The sequence below is a fragment of the Pedobacter ginsengiterrae genome (assembly GCF_039537385.1).
Lineage (GTDB): Bacteria > Bacteroidota > Bacteroidia > Sphingobacteriales > Sphingobacteriaceae > Pedobacter > Pedobacter ginsengiterrae.
In genome coordinates, this window is record NZ_BAABAK010000004.1 from 290,343 (window position 1) to 309,571 (window position 19,229).

Genomic DNA, 19,229 nt, shown 5'->3' on the forward strand with positions numbered 1-19,229 from the left:
TAATGTCTAAAATTTATTACAAGTCTCTTGATGAGATTGAGTTAATAAGAGAAAGTTCTTTACTTGTTTCGAAAACTTTAGCTGAAGTGGCTAAAATTATCGGTCCAGGTGTTACAACAAATCAGCTGGATAAACTAGCTTATGAGTTTATAAATGACAATGGAGCAATTCCTGCATTTCTAAACTATAACGGTTTTCCAAATTCTTTATGCATTTCGCCAAATGAACAAGTTGTTCATGGTTTTCCAAGCGATTATGTAATTAAGGAAGGTGATTTGATCTCGGTTGACTGTGGTGTAATTAAAAATAATTATTTCGGCGATTCAGCATATACCTTTTCGATAGGAGAGGTAGATGCTGAAAAGCAGAAATTAATTGAAGTTACCAAACGTTGCCTTGAACTTGGGATAGAAAAAGCAGTTGTTGGGATGCGTACTGGTGATATTGGTTTTGCCGTTCAGCAGCATGCAGAAGACAACGGTTTTGGAGTAGTTAGAGAACTTGTAGGACATGGTGTGGGTGTTAAACTTCACGAGAAACCAGAAGTTCCCAATTATGGAAAACGTGGGAGTGGGCCAAAACTTGAAGAAGGAATGGTTATCGCAATAGAACCTATGATTAATGCAGGTGTAGCTGGCATTATGTTTCATAAGGATGGATGGACTGTGACAAGTAAGGATAATAAACCTTCAGCTCATTTTGAACACACAGTAGCAATTAAAAAGGGGCAGGCAGATGTTTTATCGACCTTTTCTTTAATAGAAAAAGTTTTACAACAAAAAAAATAAATAATTAAAATTTTTTATTTAATTTTGCATCCCTGTTTAGAAGCAGCTAATTAAGTAACAATCAACAAAATATGGCTAAACAAGCCTCAATTGAACAAGACGGAGTAATAAGAGAAGCATTATCTAATGCAATGTTCAGAGTAGAACTCGAGAACGGGCATGAAATTATTGCGCACATTTCAGGAAAGATGAGGATGCACTACATCAAGATTCTACCTGGAGATAAAGTTAAATTGGAAATGTCGCCTTATGATTTAACAAAAGGTCGCATAACTTATAGATACAAATAAAATGAAAGTTAGATCATCAATTAAAAAACGTAGCGCTGATTGCAAGATTATTCGCCGTAAAGGTAAACTTTACGTTATTAACAAGAAAAATCCAAAATACAAGCAACGTCAAGGGTAATTTGAAAATATTGTAATGTGCTGTACAACGGTGGCCCGCCGTTCAGACTTACTAAAAAACATAAACAAATATGGCAAGGATTTCAGGTATTGATTTACCAAGAAACAAAAGAGGAGAGATTGGTTTAACTTATATCTACGGAATAGGTAAAACAACTGCACAACGTATTTTAACGACTGCTGGTATCGACCTTAACAAAAAAGTACAAGACTGGTCTGATGATGAGTTATCAGCAATCCGTACAATGATTAACGATGAGATTAAAGTAGAAGGTGCTTTACGCTCAGAGGTTCAATTAAACATTAAACGTTTAATGGATATTGGTTGTTACCGTGGATTACGTCACAGAAAAGGTTTACCTTCTCGTGGACAGCGTACAAAAAATAACTCACGTACTCGTAAGGGTAAGAGAAAAACAGTTGCTAACAAGAAAAAGGCTACTAAATAATCATTAGTAGAACGTAATAAACATGGCTAAGAGTAAAAAAGTAACCAAAAAACGTATCGTTGTAATTGAGTCTGTTGGTCAGGCGCATATCAATGCTACTTTCAACAACATTATCGTTACCTTAACAAACAACAACGGACAAACCATTTCATGGTCGTCTGCTGGTAAAATGGGCTTTAAAGGTTCTAAAAAGAACACTCCGTATGCAGCTGGTCAAGCAGCTTCAGATTGCGGTAAAGTTGCATTTGATTTAGGTTTACGTAAAGTTGAAGTGTTTGTAAAAGGTCCAGGTTCAGGTCGTGAATCTGCAATCAGAACTTTACAAGTAGCAGGTATCGAAGTAACATCTATTAAAGATATTACTCCACTTCCTCACAACGGATGTCGTCCTCCTAAAAAGAGAAGAGTTTAATTAATTTTAAAGCTAAGAATCTTCGGTTTCAGATCGAATGATACTTTAAAACAGAAAAAAAAATGGCAAGATATACAGGCCCAAAATCAAAAATCGCCCGTAAATTCAGAGAACCAATTTTCGGTCCTGATAAGGTGTTAGACAGAAAAAATTATCCTCCTGGGCAACATGGCTCATCAAAAAGAAGAGGAAAACAATCTGAATATGCTATCCAGTTAATGGAGAAACAAAAAGTAAAATATACTTATGGTGTATTAGAAAAACAATTCAGTAACTTGTTTAAAAAAGCATCTTCTCGTGCTGGTATTACCGGTGATAACTTACTTCAGTTATTAGAAGCACGTTTAGATAACACAGTATACCGTTTAGGTATTGCAACAACCCGTTCTGGTGCACGCCAGTTAGTTAGCCATAAACACGTAACCGTGAATGGTGAAGTTGTAAATATCCCTTCATATCAGTTAAAAGCTGGTGATGTAGTTGCGGTTCGTGAAAAATCTAAATCTTTAGAATCAATTAGTAACTCAGTTGCAGGCAGAACAATTAATAAATTTGCTTGGTTAGAGTGGAATGCTAGTGAGTTAACAGGTAAGTTCTTAACTTATCCTCAACGCGACGAGATTCCTGAAAACATTAAGGAAAACTTAATCATCGAGTTATACTCAAAGTAATAAGTGATCTAGTTAATTACCTCAAAAGGGTAATTAACTTTTTTCATGTTACTATATATTCAATAACGAATTTAAAAAAATATAAATGGCAATTTTAGCATTTCAGAAACCAGACAAAGTGATCATGCAGAAATCAACTGATTTCGATGGCATATTTGAATTTCGTCCTTTAGAGCCCGGTTTCGGTGTAACAATTGGTAATGCCTTAAGAAGAATATTACTTTCTTCATTAGAAGGTTATGCTATTACTACTATTCGTTTTTCAGGCGTTTCGCATGAGTTTTCTACCATGAAAGGTGTTGTAGAAGATTTAACTGATATTATCTTAAACTTAAAACAAGTACGTTTTAAGAAAACAGGTGATTCTGGTGATGCTGAAAAAGTTTTCATCATTGTTAACGGTCAAGATCAATTCAAGGCTGGTGATATCACTAAATTCTCTAATAACTTTACAGTTTTAAATCCTGAGCATGTAATTTGCAACATGGATAAATCTGTTACTTTAGAAGTAGAGTTAACCATCAATAAAGGACGTGGTTATGTACCTGCTGAAGAGAATAAAGTTGCTGATGCTGTTGTAGGTGTTATCGCTATCGATTCGATTTACACTCCAATGAAAAACGTAAAATACACAATTGAAAACTTCCGTGTTGAACAAAAAACGGATTACGAGAAATTGGTATTAGATATTTCTACTGATGGTTCAATTCATCCAGAAGAAGCATTAAAAGAAGCGGCTAAGATTCTTATCCAACACTTTATGTTATTCTCTGATGAGAACTTAGTATTAGAATCTCAAGCTAAAGAGGAAACTAAAGAAGTTGATGAGGAAATTTTACATATGCGTAAAATCCTTAAAACTGAATTAGTTGATATGGATCTTTCAGTTAGAGCATTAAACTGCTTAAAAGCGGCTGATATTCGCACTTTAGCTGATTTAGTATCTTACGATGTTGCTGATATGTTAAAATTCAGAAACTTTGGTAAAAAATCTCTAACAGAGATTCAAGAACTTGTAAAATCAAAAGGTTTATCATTTGGTATGAACCTGTCTAAATTTAAGTTAGACGAAGAGTAAGAGTTGTGGGTTATAATTGATACGTATTACGTAAAACTTATAACTTATTTCTTTAATAATAAATTATTATTTCACAGTGTATAATTCCCTCAGCTTAATTGCAACGAGACGGTATACACTCAATTAAAAAACAATGAGACACGGTAAAAAAGTAAACCACTTAGGTAGAACTGCAAGCCACAGAAAAGCGATGTTAGCTAATATGGCTTCATCACTTATTTTGCACAAAAGAATTACAACAACTTTAGCTAAAGCAAAAGCTTTACGTACTTATGTTGAGCCAATTATCACTAAATCTAAAAGTGATACTACTCACTCACGTCGTACTGTATTCGCTTACTTACAAGATAAAGAAGTAGTAACTATTTTATTCCGCGAAATTGCTGAGAAAGTTGCAACCCGTCCAGGTGGTTACACTCGTATCATTAAATTAAACAACCGTGCAGGTGATAACGCTGAAATGGCTTTAATTGAATTGGTAGATTACAATACTGTTTACGGTAAAGATGTAGAAGTTAAAGAAGAGAAGAAAACTACTCGTCGTGGTAAAAGCAAAACTGCTGCTGCTCCAAAAGCTAAAGAAGCGAAAGCTGAAACTGCTGAAGAAGTTGCACCAGAAGCTACTACTGAAGAAGCTCCTGCTACTGAAGAACCAAAAGGAGAATAATTTTATTTCCCTTAAGATAAAAAGTCCTGTTCGAAAGATCAGGACTTTTTTTGTTTATATTCAAACGGAATAATATTATACATTCGAATTATGAATAAGCTAATTTTAACACTTTTTACACTATTTATTACTGCATTAGGATATGGTCAGAACATAACAGCTGTAAATCAATTAAGTATTAAAGACCATACAGTTACGCTTAATGGTCTTGATGTGGAAATTAATTCCGATGGCTTCTTAAAACAAATTCACACATTTCATAGTCAGGATCATACAGATGAAGGCCAACCGTTATTTTATGAACCCATTCATTTTCATTATTACACTACACCGAAAAGCCAAATTAAATTAAATCCATTAAATTTTAATTTAACATCATCAGTAAAGGATTCGATTACTTGGAATGCTGTAAGTAGTTCTGAGGATCTAAAGCAAGAAATTTATGGAGAAATTTTAGCCAATGGCTTAGTTAAATATAAAATTAGAGTTACAGCATTAAAAGATGTTAGGCTTGCTAGCATTAACTTTCACATCCCATTTGAAAAACCTACTGCTAAGTATTTGGCAGGATTAAATCAACGAGCAGGTTTACGCCCCGATACCGTGAAGTGGAATAATCATGATAAGACTGCTCCTGTAGTTTGGATTGGCGATGAAAAACAGGGACTTTATGTGAGTTTAATTAACAAAAAGGATTTTGAGAATGCTAATACCAAAAATGGTTGGATAAATGAGGGGAAAGGTAAACTCCAAATAAATATTAAAGGCAGTTCAATGCTTTTTGATTTTAATACTGAAAACATCGACTTAAAAGAAGGTGAAGAATTAAGCTTTGATTGTAATTTGATTCTATCACAGGAAGAAAATTCAAAGAAAGTATTTAATCCTGGTAAAAAATTTAAAGGATATCGTAAGCTCGAAAAAAGCACAAAATAGAATATTTAAAGAGCGAAAGTCCGCGCTTCGCTCTTTAAATAATTACTGGTTAAATCTTCACATTCTGCATGCCGTATTGCTTTAAAACATCATCGGGCACGCCAGCCCATTGATTAGGTGTGTTACCCGCATACCCAATATCTTTCACACCAATTTCGGTAGTGTAAAAACCTGAAGCGGTTAAATCACGCATTTTATTAAAGAAAGCTACACCAGCTTGCATTTCTGGCCTCGCTTTTTTCGGATAAGCAATTTCATCGACTATAGAAATTTGTTCCTTATCAGAAGCTTCTACAAATGATTTCTGGAATTTATTAAAGCAGTAAATATCTAACCATTTTAGGCCACCACGCATTGGTACTTTATGTTCGGGTATGTCTTTTACAATAAATTCTATAAACTCGGGTACTTTAGCATCTGATGCACTACCTGAAACATCATCCTTTGGAATAATAATATCTGCCAAAACAGTTATTGTAGCCATTTCGTGCTTTGTGAAAAATGTTTCAGATTTTAATTTCTTATCCCTATCAATTTCCCATTGCTCTCTACCAGCTTCTTTAGCGGGCTCTTCTGCGGTAGCAGCTACTTCGGTTTTAGTTTCGGGTTGTTTACAGGCTTCTATCAGCACAGTTGTGCTTAAAGCGGTTAAGCCTAATGCTTTTATGGAATCACGTCTGTTCATAATTCTTAAATGTTTTGTTTTTTCTTTTGTGCCAAAATATATTCGGCCGTTCTCATTGATAAGGCTAAAATTGTCCAGGTTGCATTTTTATCACCTTGTTGAACAAACGGACCAGCATCTACTACAAAAAGGTTTTTGCAGTCGTGTGCCTGGCAATATTTGTTTAATGCAGATTTTTTAGGATCATCGCCCATGCGAATTGTACCTACTTCGTGAATAATTTTTCCTGGATTTAACAAACCGTAGTTTGTATCCGCTCCATGAATTTCTGAAGTTACAACGGCACCCATTTCTTTCATTATCGAAAGGAAAGTTTCTTGCATATGCTTAGCTTGCAAAATTTCTTCTTTTGCCCATTTATAATTGAACCTTAATACTGGAATGCCGTACTTATCAACCATATTCGGATCTATTTCGCAATAATTATCTGCTCTGGCGATTGCAGTGCCGCGGCCTGCCATACCAACTCCAGTTCCATAGAAACGGCGATAATCATCTTTTAATGATTTGCCGTAACCTCCTGCATCTTTCATTTTTCCGTTTCGATCTGGTACCATACCATTTATTTTAGAAACGCCACCTCCGAATCCATAAGAAGGCATGCCCATACCGCCACCATATTCAATATGATAGCCTCTTGGAAAGTTTAATTTTTTATTATCAAGCCACCAAGGCGAATAAATATGCACACTTCCTAAACCGTCCTCGTTATAACGTTTTCGATCCATTAATTGCGGTAAAAAGCCAGAAACACCCGCACCTGTAGAATCGTGTAAATATTTTCCAACAACACCGCTGCTATTTGCCAAACCGCCTGGGTGTGCCGAAGATTTAGAATTTAAAAGAATACGAGCTGATTCGCAAGCGCTCGCCCCTAAAATAACCAACTTACCGCTAACCTGATATTCTTGTAAATCTTTTCTGTTAACGTATGAAACGCCCTTTGCATTTCCATCTTTATCTGTGATTACTTCACGCACCATTGCATCGGTAATTACGGTTAGGTTTCCTGTTTTTACAGCAGGAATAACCAAACATGAGGAGGCTGAAAAATCGCCATACACTTTACAGCTTCTACCACATTGACCGCAATAGAAACAAGGTGCACGATCGTTGTTTCCTTTAATAGATTCAGTCATTACCGCTCCACGGCCTGTAATTACTTTAACGCCAGCCTTTTCGGCACCTTTTTTTATAAATAATTCATTTAATCTTGGTTTGGGCGGTTTCATGAAAATTCCGTCAGGCTCACTTTCAATGCCTTCAACGGTCCCGTAAATACCAATCATTCGATCAACCTTATCGTAAAAGGGTTTAACGTCTGCATAAGTTATTGGCCAATCATCGGTTAAACCATCGGTAGGTTTAAAATCTTCTGGACCCATTCGCAAAGAAATTCTGCCCCAATGGTTCGTTCTGCCACCAAGCATACGCGATCTAAACCACTCAAATTCTGATTTATTCTTTTGAGTATAAGGTTCGCCTTCTAATTCCCAACCTCCATAAGAAGCATCAAAATCACCGAAAGGTCTGGTTGTAGATGCTCCTCGACGGGGAGATTCCCATGGCCATTTAAGCTGATGAGAATCCATTCTTGGATCAAAGTATTGGCCAGCTTCTAGCATTAAAACTTTTTGGCCAGCATTTGCTAATACGTATGCTGCCATTCCGCCACCAGCTCCCGAGCCAACAACAATGGCATCGTAAACAGTAGGCGATTTTTTTATTTGAAAGTCACTCATGTGTAATGGTTAGAAAATAAAACGATATTCTAATCTAAAGCATTTTTTTTTGAAATAAAAGGGTTGGCCATCTTTTGGAATGATTATAGATAATATTAGTTTAAGATATTCCTAAATCGTATTACCTCAATGTTTTCTTAATTGATGTTTAGAGAATATTTGATCTTATTTCTATTGAAAATTTTAGTTTTTGATAAATGAAAAAGTCGCTCAATTGTTACATTCTAAGTCTTAATATTATCTCCAGATAAATTGGTTTATCTTTGTTCTTTAAAATTTATCAATGGTATTTTCAGAACATATAGAACAATTTATTTCTGCCTTAGAGGAAAGCTTAAGCTTAAAAGATTTCGTTAAAATTTCATTAGGAAATTACAAAGGTGAAGAAGAATTATTAAAGCAAATTTTAGTTCGTAAAGTTTTGATTAAACGCGAGGATAAATTGGCCTTTACCTTTCGCTACAAAACACGTGATGTTGTAAAAAACTTTGCAGTTGTTGAGGGCGTAAACTTAATTTCTGAATATTTACGAACAGGCTTTAAAATTGGAACATTATTTACTACCCAAAGAGATTTGATTTTTGAAGAATTGAATAATGGTAAAATTGTTTTGAGGGAAACAAAAGCGAGTACAAAGGAAATCCCTGCGGTTAATCATGATCAAGAAAAAATAAGGTTGATTAAACCAGATTCAAAACCCTATTTAACTGAACTAAAGATTACCGATGCGGATGGAAAAGTTTTCAAAAACGCTCAAGATAAGTTTAGGCAGATTAACCATTATATTGAAATTCTGAGTTCCCTAATAAAAGAACTGCCTGAGGGCACGATAAAAAAAGTTGCCGATATGGGCTCAGGCAAAGGTTATTTAACTTTTGCTTTATACGATTACTTGCATTCAGTTTTAAAGTTAAATTCTGAAGTTGTTGGTGTTGAATACCGCCAGGATATGGTTGATTTGTGCAATGCTGTGGCAGAAAAGTCTGCTTTTGATAAATTGAACTTTGTTCAGGGAACTATTGAAGATTATAATGCCGAAGATGTGAATTTGTTAATTGCACTTCATGCCTGCGATACCGCGACTGATGACGCAATTTTTAAAGGGATTAAAGCTAATGCTGAATTAATTGTGGTTGCGCCTTGTTGCCATAAACAAATTCGTAGGGAGATTGAGCAAAACAAAGTGAAGAATGATGTTTCGTTTTTAACTAAATATGGCATCTTTTTAGAGCGCCAAGCTGAAATGGTTACCGACGGAATTCGTGCTTTAATTTTAGAATACTTTGGTTACAAAACAAAGGTTTTTGAATTTATTTCTGATGCTCATACACCGAAGAATGTATTGGTTGTGGGGATTAAAAAAGCTGAAAGCTTAAAGACCAAAGCAGAAAGTGAAAGGCAGGCAGAGATTTTAGAGAAGATTAAAGCAAGTAAATCGTATTTCGGTATTGGTTATCATCATTTGGTGCGACTTTTAAATCTATAAGGTTATTGGAATGACGAACATTTTATTCAAGAGCTTGCTTAGAAAAAATACATATGAGAAATGTATGAAAATATATGTAAGAGGGCTGATATGTTTTTAATGTTTAAAATCGTTTATGAATTATGATGTCAAAGCAATTCGCTTTTAAACGTAAATCCAAAGTAACACTGGCTTTTTCTTTGTTTTTAGAAATGCATCTATTTTACGCATGACTTCGTCAGCCAAAACTGGGCAACCAGCACTTTGACCAAATAAGGTTTGAGGATAAATTTCTTGATTGGGAACTGGAGTGTATGAATGCAAAACTACAATCCGCTTGAATGCATTGCTATTTGTTTTTTCAAGGCCATGCATTTTATAGTGAATATTAATTCCCCAATTGCTGTACGAACGACCTTTAACTTTATACTTTCCCAAAGAAGTGCAGTTACCGCCAATAGCATTACTAAAAAAAGGTTTAGTTGCCGTACTTCCGCCGCCTACGCCGTGAGCACAAAGTCCCTCGACGGTGATTTGTTTTTTCTTGAAATCGTAAACGAAAATTCTGTTTTTACCCGAATGGATACTCATATCTACCATAATACAAATGGTGGTATCCATATCCTTTTTCCTGCAAAATGCTAAAGCCTCAGCAATTTTTGGGTCACTTATTTTATGGTTATAAGATGGTTTAAAACTGAATAGGGTAAAAAGGATGATGACGATTGTGAGGTTTTTCATGCTTGTTGCTTACCTCAAATGCAATAAAATCAGTGCTACCAAAGCTGGAATGGATTGTACATAAAGAATCTTTTTACTAGCAGTTGCTGCGCCATATAGGCCCGCTACAATTACACAAGTTAAAAAGAATATAGCCACATAAAATCTCCAGTGATGATCATCTATGCAAAGCGACCAGATTAAGCCAGCAGCCAGAAAGCCGTTATACAAGCCTTGATTTGCCGCTAATGTTTTTGTAGGTACGAATAAATCTTTAGGAATGGTTTTGAAAACTTTTGGTGCTCTGGTTGTCCATGCAAACATTTCTAACCACATGATGTAAATGTGTATGGCGGCTACGATGCCGATAACGATTTCTGCTGCTAATTGCATGTTAATTTGATTTGGTAAATGAAGATACAATAAATTTGGGTTAATCATTGCCGTTGGTTTCAACTAACGGCTTTTTGGGTTTTTCTTTGTATAGGCCAGATAGGCTTTTCACTTTTTCTTGATAAAAAGCAACAAAACCGAGCATTTCTGCGAACTCATGAATACAGTTAAAAACAATAAATACTAATGAATTATCAAAGCTTGCGCCTAATTAGGTAAAAAAAACGTCAAACCGTTTTTGAAAATAATTTCTATTGGATATTTATTGTTTTAAATTGAAATAGACCATTTTTTACCATGTACTGGCCAAGTTCCCTTCTTTGTTTTTAAGGAAGGGGCGGGGTAATGTCATTAACTTAAGGGTAAACAAAAAAGAATGGTCATCCTGAGAGTACTCGAAGGACGGATTTTTTTTTGTTTTCGACCATCGAACTGGTCTTCGACCGCGCTCAGGCTGACAACATTTGTGCTTAAATTAATGACATTGAGGGGGCGGGGTTGTTTATTACCAAGATGGGAGTTCTTTCATTCCCCAAGAGCAATAAACATAGTTAATAAAACGACGGAAGCGAGCACGGAGTGTAACGAAGTAAAGCGAAGCGGGACGGGTGTTCCCTAAGAACTTCTAATTATCATTTTCAAAATAATTTTAATGAATTTCGCTTTTGTTTTAGTCTTTCAGCTTTAATCTTTAACCTTATTTCTGTCATGCTGTCAGTAAACAAAGGCACTATTTTTTACATTTTATCAGTCTTTTAGCAATATTTTCTGCCAAAAACCAATTGGCACAAGCATTGTTTAATAGGTGTAGAAATTATAATACTTTAAAAAGAGAAAATAAAAATACAATGGGAAAAATTATTGGAATAGACTTAGGAACAACAAACTCTTGCGTGAGCGTAATGGAGGGCAATGAGCCTGTAGTTATCGCGAACAGTGAGGGTAAACGTACTACACCGTCTATTGTTGCTTTTGCAGAAAACGGTGAGCGTAAAGTTGGCGAGCCTGCTAAACGTCAGGCTATAACCAACCCAACAAAAACGATATATTCGATTAAACGCTTTATGGGTAACAGCTACGACGAAAGTTCGAAAGAAGCTGGACGTGTGCCTTATAAAGTGGTTAAAGGTGATAACAATACACCTCGTGTAGAAATCGACGACAGAAAATATACTCCACAAGAGATTTCTGCAATGATTCTGCAAAAAATGAAAAAAACTGCTGAAGATTTCTTGGGTCAGGAAGTTACTGAAGCGGTTATTACTGTACCAGCTTACTTTAATGATGCACAACGTCAGGCTACTAAAGAAGCAGGCGAAATTGCAGGTTTAACTGTAAAACGTATCATTAACGAGCCAACTGCAGCTGCTTTAGCTTATGGTTTAGATAAAGCACACAAAGACATGAAAATTGTTGTGTTTGACTGTGGTGGTGGTACACATGACGTTTCTGTGTTAGAATTAGGTGATGGCGTTTTCGAAGTAAAATCTACTGATGGTGATACTCACTTAGGTGGTGATGACTTTGACCACATTATTATTGATTGGTTAACTGACGAGTTTAAATCAGAAAACAGCATGGACCTTGCAAAAGATCCGATGGCATTACAACGTTTAAAAGAAGCTGCTGAGAAAGCTAAGATTGAGTTATCAAGCACAACTTCTACTGAAATTAACTTGCCATATATTACTGCTGATGCTAGCGGCCCTAAACACTTAGTACGTACATTATCTCGTGCTAAATTTGAGCAATTAGCTGATAGCTTAATTAAACGTACTATCGAGCCTTGTAAATCTGCTTTGAAAAATGCTGGTTTAAGCACAAGCGATATCGATGAGATTATCTTAGTTGGTGGTTCAACTCGTATTCCTGCAATTCAGGATGCTGTTAAAGCTTTCTTCGGTAAAGAGCCAAGTAAAGGTGTTAACCCTGATGAAGTTGTAGCAATTGGTGCTGCTATTCAAGGTGGTGTGTTAACTGGTGATGTAAAAGATGTATTGTTATTAGACGTTACGCCTTTATCATTAGGTATCGAAACTATGGGTGGTGTAATGACTAAATTAATTGAGTCTAACACAACTATCCCAACTAAAAAATCAGAGACTTTCTCAACTGCAGCTGATAACCAGCCTTCAGTAGAAATTCACATCTTACAAGGTGAGCGCCCAATGGCTGGTCAAAACCGTACAATTGGTCGTTTCATTTTAGATGGTATTCCACCAGCACCTCGTGGTGTGCCTCAAGTAGAAGTATCTTTTGATATTGATGCTAACGGTATCCTACACGTAAGTGCAAAAGATAAAGCTACTGGTAAAGAGCAAAAAATCCGTATCGAAGCCTCTTCAGGTTTAACTGATGCTGAGATCAAAAAAATGAAAGAAGAAGCGGAAGCTAATGCTGCAGATGATGCTAAGCAAAAAGAAGAAGCTGATAAAATCAATGGTGCTGATGCTTTAATCTTCTCTACCGAGAAACAATTAAAAGAGTTTGGTGATAAATTATCTGCTGATAAAAAAGCACCAATCGAAGCTGGTTTAGAGAAATTGAAAGCAGCTCATTTATCTCGTAACTTTGCCGATATCGATGCAGCTTCTGCTGAATTGCAAGCGGCATGGAACGTAGCATCTGAAGAAATGTACAAAGATGGCGGTCAGCCTCAAGGTGGTGAGCAACCACAAGCTGATGGTCAGCCTCAAGGTGGCGGTGATAACGTTACTGATGTTGATTTCGAAGAAGTGAAAGAAGAAAAATAAATCTTCAATTGTAGATCGAAAGATTTATAACAATATAAAAGCGTTCCTGATTAATTTCAGGAGCGCTTTTTTTATGAGTTGCGGTTACCAGGTACGAAGATAACCCTAATGCGCTTGTTATTCAACCTAAAGTTGTAGGATTGCTTCGTATCTCCCAATGACGATTTTTTTTTGGAAATTAATGGTTTGGTTCGTTTCGGAAATTGCAGCCCCGCTCCCTGTATCTTTTGGTAGAAAAAACCAAAAGTATGCCGCTACAATCGTGTTTATAAATTAAGGTTGTGCTGTTCGTTTGAGTTTAATAGCGAACGCCCATTTTGCTGTTCAATAAGTAAATACGTCTTTTTTTATGCCGTCATTGCGAGGTACGAAGCAATCTTAATGCGTTGGTTATTTCACTTAAAGCTGTAGGATTGCTTCCTATCTCGCAATGATGACCAAACTTAACGTCATTAATATCGATTTTTATGAAATAAATTAACCTCCTCAGCACGACAGTATTTTCATGCCGCGAGAAACAAAGAATATTTTCGCTGATGTCGGGTTTAAAAACGAAGACTGTACTCTGGCAAATTGAATCTGCTAATTGCATCATTGCCGTTGTTCAAACCAAAGGATAAAAAATTGCTAATCATTAAATGAAGATAAAAAAACTAAACTAAATTCTCTTCAATTATGTCTTGCAATTCTTTCTCATTTGCAGATAACTCGCTCAGTAATTTAAATTGATTTTTTGCTCTATCTAAATTTTGTGTTTGATAATTTATAGGGTAGTAAATGTTTCCGTTTAAAAAATCAGTTAAGAAACGCAAAGCTTGCATATAAATCATATACTTTCCAGAAAATAATACCAGCTCTTTTTCAGTTTCTGTTAAAATACTTTTCATTTCAGAAAGATAACCTTTAACTGTTGCCTCAAAAAAGGATAATCGGATTTTAACCTTATCCAAATCGGTTTCATTTTCAGAAAAGGCACATAGATACGTACGCATCATGTCGCCTAAATCAGAAATAAATTTACCAGGCATTATTGTATCTAAATCGATCACGCAAACACCTTCAAAAGTTTCATTATCTAATAAAACGTTGCTGATTTTGGTATCGTGGTGCATCACACGGTCGGGAAAATCGACTCTGTGCGAATAGGATTTGAAAAAATCAAGGATATATTTGCGCTCTAATGCATCGTCTATTTGAGGCTTCGACAAACCTTTAAGTTCTTTCGGTGCAGTGCTTAAAGCCAGCGTAAACTGTTCGAAACGTAAAGCCAAATTGTGAAAGCCTGGAATTGATGGTTCTAGTTTTGAAGCATCAAACTTATTTAAAAGCCGACTAAGCTTACCAAATTGTTTAGCCGCTTCGTAAGCTTGCTTTTCGTTATCCAGCACATCTAAAGAAGTGGTATTGGCAACAAAAGGCAACATTCTCCAATATTCATTATTTACATAAGCCAGTTCATCCCCGTCAACGGTAGAAACAGGTTTAATAAAAAGATAATCGGGATAGGTAGAAGCAATATAATCGGCGATTGCTTTGAGGTTGTTTGCAATTGCCTGTGGGTTTTTAAAAACAGAAGTATTAATATTTTGAAGAATATATTTTTTATCTTCCGATAGGGGCGAAAGCAAATAAGTACGGTTAATTAAGCCCGTACCTATTTGATTTATTTTTATATTTTCTTTAGTGTACCCGTATGCTTTTAAAACTTCTGGATCTAAATTTATTTCCATAGTTTTTCTGGGTATGTTCCGTTCTTAACCAATTGGTCAATACTATCCTGAACATAAGGCTTGTCTTCTTTGTAAGTAACCCCAAACCATTTGTTTGATGTAGGAACAACTTTAAAAGTTGCTTCACCACTTTTAACTAAGTTTTCGCCAATTAACGGGATAAAGAATTCTGCTTTAGGTTTATCTTTATTAGCCATTGCAAATTCTACAAATAGCTTTTCGGTAATGTTGAAAACAGCAGGAGTGAAGCCCCAGAAATTCATCGAAACTGGTGTTTCAAATGCTAATGGAAATTCTTCACCATCTTCTTCGTAAAAGATTTTTCCATCCTTAGGATAAACCTTTGTACGCTCGATAATTTCTTCTAAGTTACCAGAAGCATCTACTTTACAAACCCCACGAGAAACAGCTCCAAATTCTGAAAGCGTTTTGCCAATTTCATAACCTATGATAGAGAAATTGCTGTCAGTAGCCTCTTCATTTAAGAAATCAACCATCTTTTTAAATGCATCATAACCATAATAGTCATCAGCATTAATTACGCAAAACGGTTCTTTAACTACTTTTCTGCCAGATAAAATTGCATGGGCAGTTCCCCAAGGTTTTTCTCTGTATATCTCCTCTTCGATACCAAATTGTTTTAAATCGAAATTTTGAAAAACGTAATCCGTTTCAATTTTTCCATTTAATTTAGGTTCGAAGATTGATTTAAAGTTTTCTACAAACTCTTCTTTTATAATAAATACAACTTTGCCAAATCCAGCGTTAATTGCATCGTAAATTGAATAATCTATGATGGTTTCACCATTAGGTCCGAATCCATCAATTTGTTTCATACTTCCATAACGGCTTGCCATACCAGCAGCCAGGATTAATAAGGTAGGTTTCATATTGCGAAAATAGTAATCCCTAATCAAATTTCTGATTAGAGTGGCGTTTAATTTTAGTTATTTATTAAAATATGTGAATAATTTATTTAAATCTTCATCTTTTTTAAAGTCAATTTTTTCCAGCTTCAAATAATCATTAAGCTGGTCTTCTTTAATACCGAATAAAGTAATAATTGTTTTCCTATTTAAAGAAACTTTTACCAAAGCCTCATTTTGTAATAAGTAATAGTTGTAGGTTGTATTAAACGACTTGATTGTACTGGCCGAATTATATTGTTTGCTTTCGGTAACGAATTTTCCTGTGCGTTTAAAAAGAGGAATCTTTCCATCATAGATGATTTGAAAATACGATTCTGAATTCAATCCATTTGATGCTGGTAAACCATTTCTGAAATGTAAAACCTTTAAATCTTTACTTAACAAATCGAATGCTCTAACAGGCTCTGCAAAATGCATTAAAGTTCCGTCATCATTTTTGAAGATTAATTTATCATCAATTAGATCGTACTTTAGCGAATCATTTGAATAAATCTTTCCATTCTTTAAGGTTACTTTTCCTTTAACCCAAAAATTATATAAATATGGGTTTCCTTCTACATCCGTATATTTTATTACGGTCAATGGAGTCCTTTTAGCGTCGCCAAAAGGTTGAATTTCTGATTGTGCATTTGCTGCAACAGAAAAGAAAAATAATAAGAACAGAAAGTTTTTCATAATTTCTATTTAAAACCCAAATAAACCGCCGCCACTTTTACTGCGTGTTTTTTTTCCTGTTAACATTCCAAAAAGTCCACGAACTATTTCTTTTCCAATTTGACGGGTTATTGTAGCACCCATAACCCGCTCAACTAAACTTTTTTCGCCTGGTTTAGGTTTACTATCTATTTCAGCTTGCTTTTGTTCGGCAGCTTCTTGTTTTTGTTCCGCTTCGGCTGCAACACGCTCATTTATTCTTTTTGTTAAAATATCATAAGCACTTTCAGGGTCGATTGGGTCTTTGTATTTTGTATACATCGCACTACCTGTTACTACTTTATCGAAATCGGCAGAGGTTAATGGCCCCATCACAGCCCTGGGCGGAGTAAGCATGGTGGCCGAAACTTCCGTTGGAATTCCTTTTTCGTTTAACACAGTAACCAATGCCTGTCCCGTACCTAAAGAAGTTAAAACCTGATCAATTTGATAAAAAGCTGATTTAGGGTATGTATTTACTGTTTTTTTAAGTGCATCTACATCGTTTGGCGTAAAAGCTCTTAAAGCATGCTGCACACGGTTTCCTAATTGGCCCAATACACTCTCAGGTACATCGGTTGGAGATTGCGTACAAAAGAAAACGCCCACACCTTTCGATCGGATTAACCGGATGATGGTTTCAATTTGCTCTAAAAATGTTTTCGAAGAATTGTTGAAAAGTAAGTGGGCTTCATCAAAAAAGAAAACCAATTTCGGTTTATCTAAATCGCCAACTTCGGGTAAAGTATTAAAAAGCTCTGCAAGCAAACTCAATAAAAAAGTAGAGTATAAAACGGGTTGATTTTGAACATCAGCAATATTTAAAAGACTGATTACGCCTTTACCATCTACACGTTCGAATAAATCCTCTGAATCAAAAGATTTTTCGCCAAACATACCCGATAAGCCTTGTTGTTCGATGGCAACAATTTTTCTTAAAATAGTGCCAGATGTTGCGGTAGAAATGGTACCATAACTTTCTTTTATTTCTGCCGCTCCCGCACCTTCTGATAAATAAGAAACTAACTTTTTTAAATCATTAAGATCGATAATTGGCATTTTGTTATCATCAGCATATTTGAAAATAACAGCCATAACGCCAGATTGTGTATCATTTAAATCTAACACTTTAGATAAAAGTGTTGGCCCAAATTCTAAAACGGTTGCACGCATTTGCGCACCTAATTTTCCTGAAAGCGAATAAATCTCTACAGGAAAGCCTGAAGGTGTAAATGGTTTTTTTAACTGAGCTGCACGCTCTTCTATTTTAGGGTTAACGCTCCCTGGTTGATTTAATCCTGATAAATCGCCTTTAACATCGAGCATGAAAACAGGAACACCTGCATCAGAAAGTTGCTCAGCTAGCAATTGAAGTGTACGGGTTTTTCCAGTACCAGTGGCACCAGCAATTAAGCCATGCCTGTTCATCATCTTTAATGATAAATTTACTTCGGCATCGCCATAAACCTGTCCATCTAAAATACCAGATCCGAGGTAAATATATGAGCCTGTAGGGGCGTAAGAAGCTTTTATTTTTTCAATAAATTTTAAAGAAGAATCACTCATTGTTTTAATTTTAAAGCCCCAATTTAATAAACTAATATTAAAAAAAGGATTTTATTATTATGGCCTTAAAAGGCTATCATTTTAAAACAATGTAATTCTTTGTAATGATGGATTCAGATAAGTTCTGTTAATAAATCTTTCAAAATTGATTAAAGTTTAGAAAGCTGTTCGAACAGTTCTTTTTGCTCAGCGTTAAGATTTGTGGGCAATTTTATATGCCACTTAATGTATAAATCTCCAAAATGACTTTCTTTTTTGTAAACAGGGAAGCCTTTCCCTTTTAACCTTAACGTTGTATCGGGTTGTGTTCCGGCTGGAATATTAAGTTTTACCTTGCCATTTAATGTTTCTACAATTTTCTCACCACCTAAAATGGCTTTGTATAAATCAACATTTTCTTGCAGGTAAATATCATTACCTTTTCTTTTAAATTTAGGATGTTCGGCAATATTAAAAGTAATAAATAAATCGCCTGCAGGGCCATTGTTTGGTCCTGGAGCGCCATAACCTGGAAGTTTTATTTTTTGTCCGTTTTCTACACCTGCAGGAATGTTTATGCGAACTTGCTTTCCGTTTACATTAAGCGTTTGTTTGTGTGTAGTGTAGGCGTCTAATAAATTTAAATTCAATTCCGTAGTAAAATCCTGGCCTTTAAATGGCGAACGGCTGTTACTTCTGCTTCCGCCACCACCGAACATCGATGAAAAGAAATCAGAAAAATCACTGCCACCAAATCCACCTCCAGAAAACCCTCCGCCGAAACCACCACCTTGCGATCTTTGGCGTTGTGAGTTAAACTGATCTGCATTTTGCCAATTCTGACCGTATTGATCATATTTTTTGCGTTTTTCAGTATCACTTAAAACTTCATTAGCTTCATTTATCTGCTGAAATTTTTTATTGGCTTCTTCATTATTTGGATTTAAATCGGGATGATATTTTCGGGCAAGCTTTCGGTATGCTTTTTTAATCTCATCTGCCGAGGCATCTTTCTTAATTTCAAGAACTTTGTAGTAATCGATGTAATCCATAATAAATAAACAAAAACTGTTTTAAACGTTCGGGTTTTGATTGAAATGCAAAATTAGACATTATAACCAAACAATGCTAAGTTTTAAACCTAGGTTTTATAATCTTAATCTTAA

Annotated in this window: 20 protein-coding genes; 11 read left to right on the forward strand and 9 right to left on the reverse strand. The window is 35.4% G+C overall.

Features of this window, described 5'->3' with window-relative positions:
• Positions 1-2 precede the first annotated feature (2 nt).
• The 9 genes from map to ABD692_RS06070 all read left to right on the forward strand — a co-directional run bounded on the left by map (position 3) and on the right by ABD692_RS06070 (position 5,408).
• Positions 3-788, forward strand: coding sequence for a type I methionyl aminopeptidase (map, locus tag ABD692_RS06030; RefSeq protein WP_344765831.1), 786 nt, complete (start codon positions 3-5; stop codon positions 786-788).
• 71 nt (positions 789-859) lie between these two features.
• Positions 860-1,078, forward strand: a complete 219-nt coding sequence (gene infA / locus ABD692_RS06035; RefSeq protein WP_010599888.1) for a translation initiation factor IF-1 — start codon at positions 860-862, stop codon at positions 1,076-1,078.
• Position 1,079: 1 nt separating this feature from the next.
• The gene (gene rpmJ, locus ABD692_RS06040) at positions 1,080-1,196 is read left to right on the forward strand and encodes a 50S ribosomal protein L36 (protein WP_010599887.1); all 117 of its coding nucleotides are present in this window, start codon (positions 1,080-1,082) and stop codon (positions 1,194-1,196) included.
• 70 nt (positions 1,197-1,266) lie between these two features.
• Positions 1,267-1,644 carry a 30S ribosomal protein S13 gene (gene rpsM, locus ABD692_RS06045; protein ID WP_056869760.1) on the forward strand — a complete coding sequence of 126 codons (378 nt, stop codon included), beginning with the start codon at positions 1,267-1,269 and terminating at the stop codon, positions 1,642-1,644.
• Between the two features lie 22 nt (positions 1,645-1,666).
• Positions 1,667-2,056 (forward strand): 30S ribosomal protein S11, encoded by a 390-nt coding sequence (rpsK, locus tag ABD692_RS06050; RefSeq protein WP_025145207.1) that lies wholly within the window; start codon positions 1,667-1,669, stop codon positions 2,054-2,056.
• Between the two features lie 62 nt (positions 2,057-2,118).
• Entirely contained in the window at positions 2,119-2,727 is a 609-nt protein-coding gene (gene rpsD / locus ABD692_RS06055) for a 30S ribosomal protein S4 (RefSeq protein ID WP_109929312.1), read from the forward strand.
• Between the two features lie 85 nt (positions 2,728-2,812).
• Positions 2,813-3,805: a DNA-directed RNA polymerase subunit alpha gene (locus ABD692_RS06060; protein WP_056097531.1), complete on the forward strand. Its 993-nt coding sequence runs from the start codon at positions 2,813-2,815 to the stop codon at positions 3,803-3,805.
• A 133-nt stretch (positions 3,806-3,938) separates the two neighbouring features.
• A complete protein-coding gene (gene rplQ / locus ABD692_RS06065; protein ID WP_344765842.1) occupies positions 3,939-4,472 on the forward strand; it encodes a 50S ribosomal protein L17 in 534 nt (177 codons plus the stop codon).
• A gap of 90 nt (positions 4,473-4,562) precedes the next feature.
• Complete coding sequence (locus ABD692_RS06070; RefSeq protein WP_344765844.1) at positions 4,563-5,408, forward strand: glycoside hydrolase domain-containing protein; 846 nt, start codon at positions 4,563-4,565, stop codon at positions 5,406-5,408.
• A gap of 49 nt (positions 5,409-5,457) precedes the next feature.
• On the opposite strand, the gene ABD692_RS06075 is transcribed toward ABD692_RS06070, so the two are convergent.
• Both ABD692_RS06075 and ABD692_RS06080 read right to left on the reverse strand, forming a co-directional pair.
• Positions 5,458-6,093, reverse strand: a complete 636-nt coding sequence (locus ABD692_RS06075; protein ID WP_344765846.1) for a gluconate 2-dehydrogenase subunit 3 family protein — start codon at positions 6,091-6,093, stop codon at positions 5,458-5,460.
• A 5-nt stretch (positions 6,094-6,098) separates the two neighbouring features.
• A complete protein-coding gene (locus ABD692_RS06080; RefSeq protein ID WP_316764518.1) occupies positions 6,099-7,835 on the reverse strand; it encodes a GMC family oxidoreductase in 1,737 nt (578 codons plus the stop codon).
• A gap of 283 nt (positions 7,836-8,118) precedes the next feature.
• Here ABD692_RS06080 and ABD692_RS06085 point away from each other — a divergent pair, with 283 nt between their 5' ends.
• Positions 8,119-9,321 (forward strand): class I SAM-dependent methyltransferase, encoded by a 1,203-nt coding sequence (locus ABD692_RS06085; RefSeq protein ID WP_344765849.1) that lies wholly within the window; start codon positions 8,119-8,121, stop codon positions 9,319-9,321.
• Between the two features lie 144 nt (positions 9,322-9,465).
• Here ABD692_RS06085 and ABD692_RS06090 read toward each other — a convergent pair whose 3' ends face one another.
• Positions 9,466-10,041, reverse strand: a complete 576-nt coding sequence (locus ABD692_RS06090; protein ID WP_344765850.1) for a murein L,D-transpeptidase catalytic domain-containing protein — start codon at positions 10,039-10,041, stop codon at positions 9,466-9,468.
• 9 nt (positions 10,042-10,050) lie between these two features.
• Positions 10,051-10,413 (reverse strand): DUF1304 domain-containing protein, encoded by a 363-nt coding sequence (locus ABD692_RS06095; RefSeq protein WP_344765851.1) that lies wholly within the window; start codon positions 10,411-10,413, stop codon positions 10,051-10,053.
• Between the two features lie 848 nt (positions 10,414-11,261).
• Between ABD692_RS06095 and dnaK the strand changes: the two genes are divergently transcribed.
• Positions 11,262-13,166 (forward strand): molecular chaperone DnaK, encoded by a 1,905-nt coding sequence (gene dnaK / locus ABD692_RS06100; RefSeq protein ID WP_316764507.1) that lies wholly within the window; start codon positions 11,262-11,264, stop codon positions 13,164-13,166.
• A 653-nt stretch (positions 13,167-13,819) separates the two neighbouring features.
• On the opposite strand, the gene ABD692_RS06105 is transcribed toward dnaK, so the two are convergent.
• The 5 genes from ABD692_RS06105 to ABD692_RS06125 form a co-directional block, all read right to left on the reverse strand.
• Complete coding sequence (locus ABD692_RS06105) at positions 13,820-14,896, reverse strand: phosphotransferase enzyme family protein (RefSeq protein ID WP_344765853.1); 1,077 nt, start codon at positions 14,894-14,896, stop codon at positions 13,820-13,822.
• Positions 14,887-15,786: a nucleotidyltransferase family protein gene (locus tag ABD692_RS06110; protein ID WP_316764499.1), complete on the reverse strand. Its 900-nt coding sequence runs from the start codon at positions 15,784-15,786 to the stop codon at positions 14,887-14,889. Before ABD692_RS06110 ends, ABD692_RS06105 begins: the two co-directional genes overlap by 10 nt.
• A 57-nt stretch (positions 15,787-15,843) precedes the next feature.
• The gene (locus tag ABD692_RS06115; RefSeq protein ID WP_344765854.1) at positions 15,844-16,500 is read right to left on the reverse strand and encodes a hypothetical protein; all 657 of its coding nucleotides are present in this window, start codon (positions 16,498-16,500) and stop codon (positions 15,844-15,846) included.
• 9 nt (positions 16,501-16,509) lie between these two features.
• Positions 16,510-18,084 (reverse strand): helicase HerA-like domain-containing protein, encoded by a 1,575-nt coding sequence (locus ABD692_RS06120; protein WP_344765856.1) that lies wholly within the window; start codon positions 18,082-18,084, stop codon positions 16,510-16,512.
• A gap of 149 nt (positions 18,085-18,233) precedes the next feature.
• Positions 18,234-19,115: a DnaJ C-terminal domain-containing protein gene (locus ABD692_RS06125; protein WP_344765858.1), complete on the reverse strand. Its 882-nt coding sequence runs from the start codon at positions 19,113-19,115 to the stop codon at positions 18,234-18,236.
• Positions 19,116-19,229 lie beyond the last annotated feature (114 nt).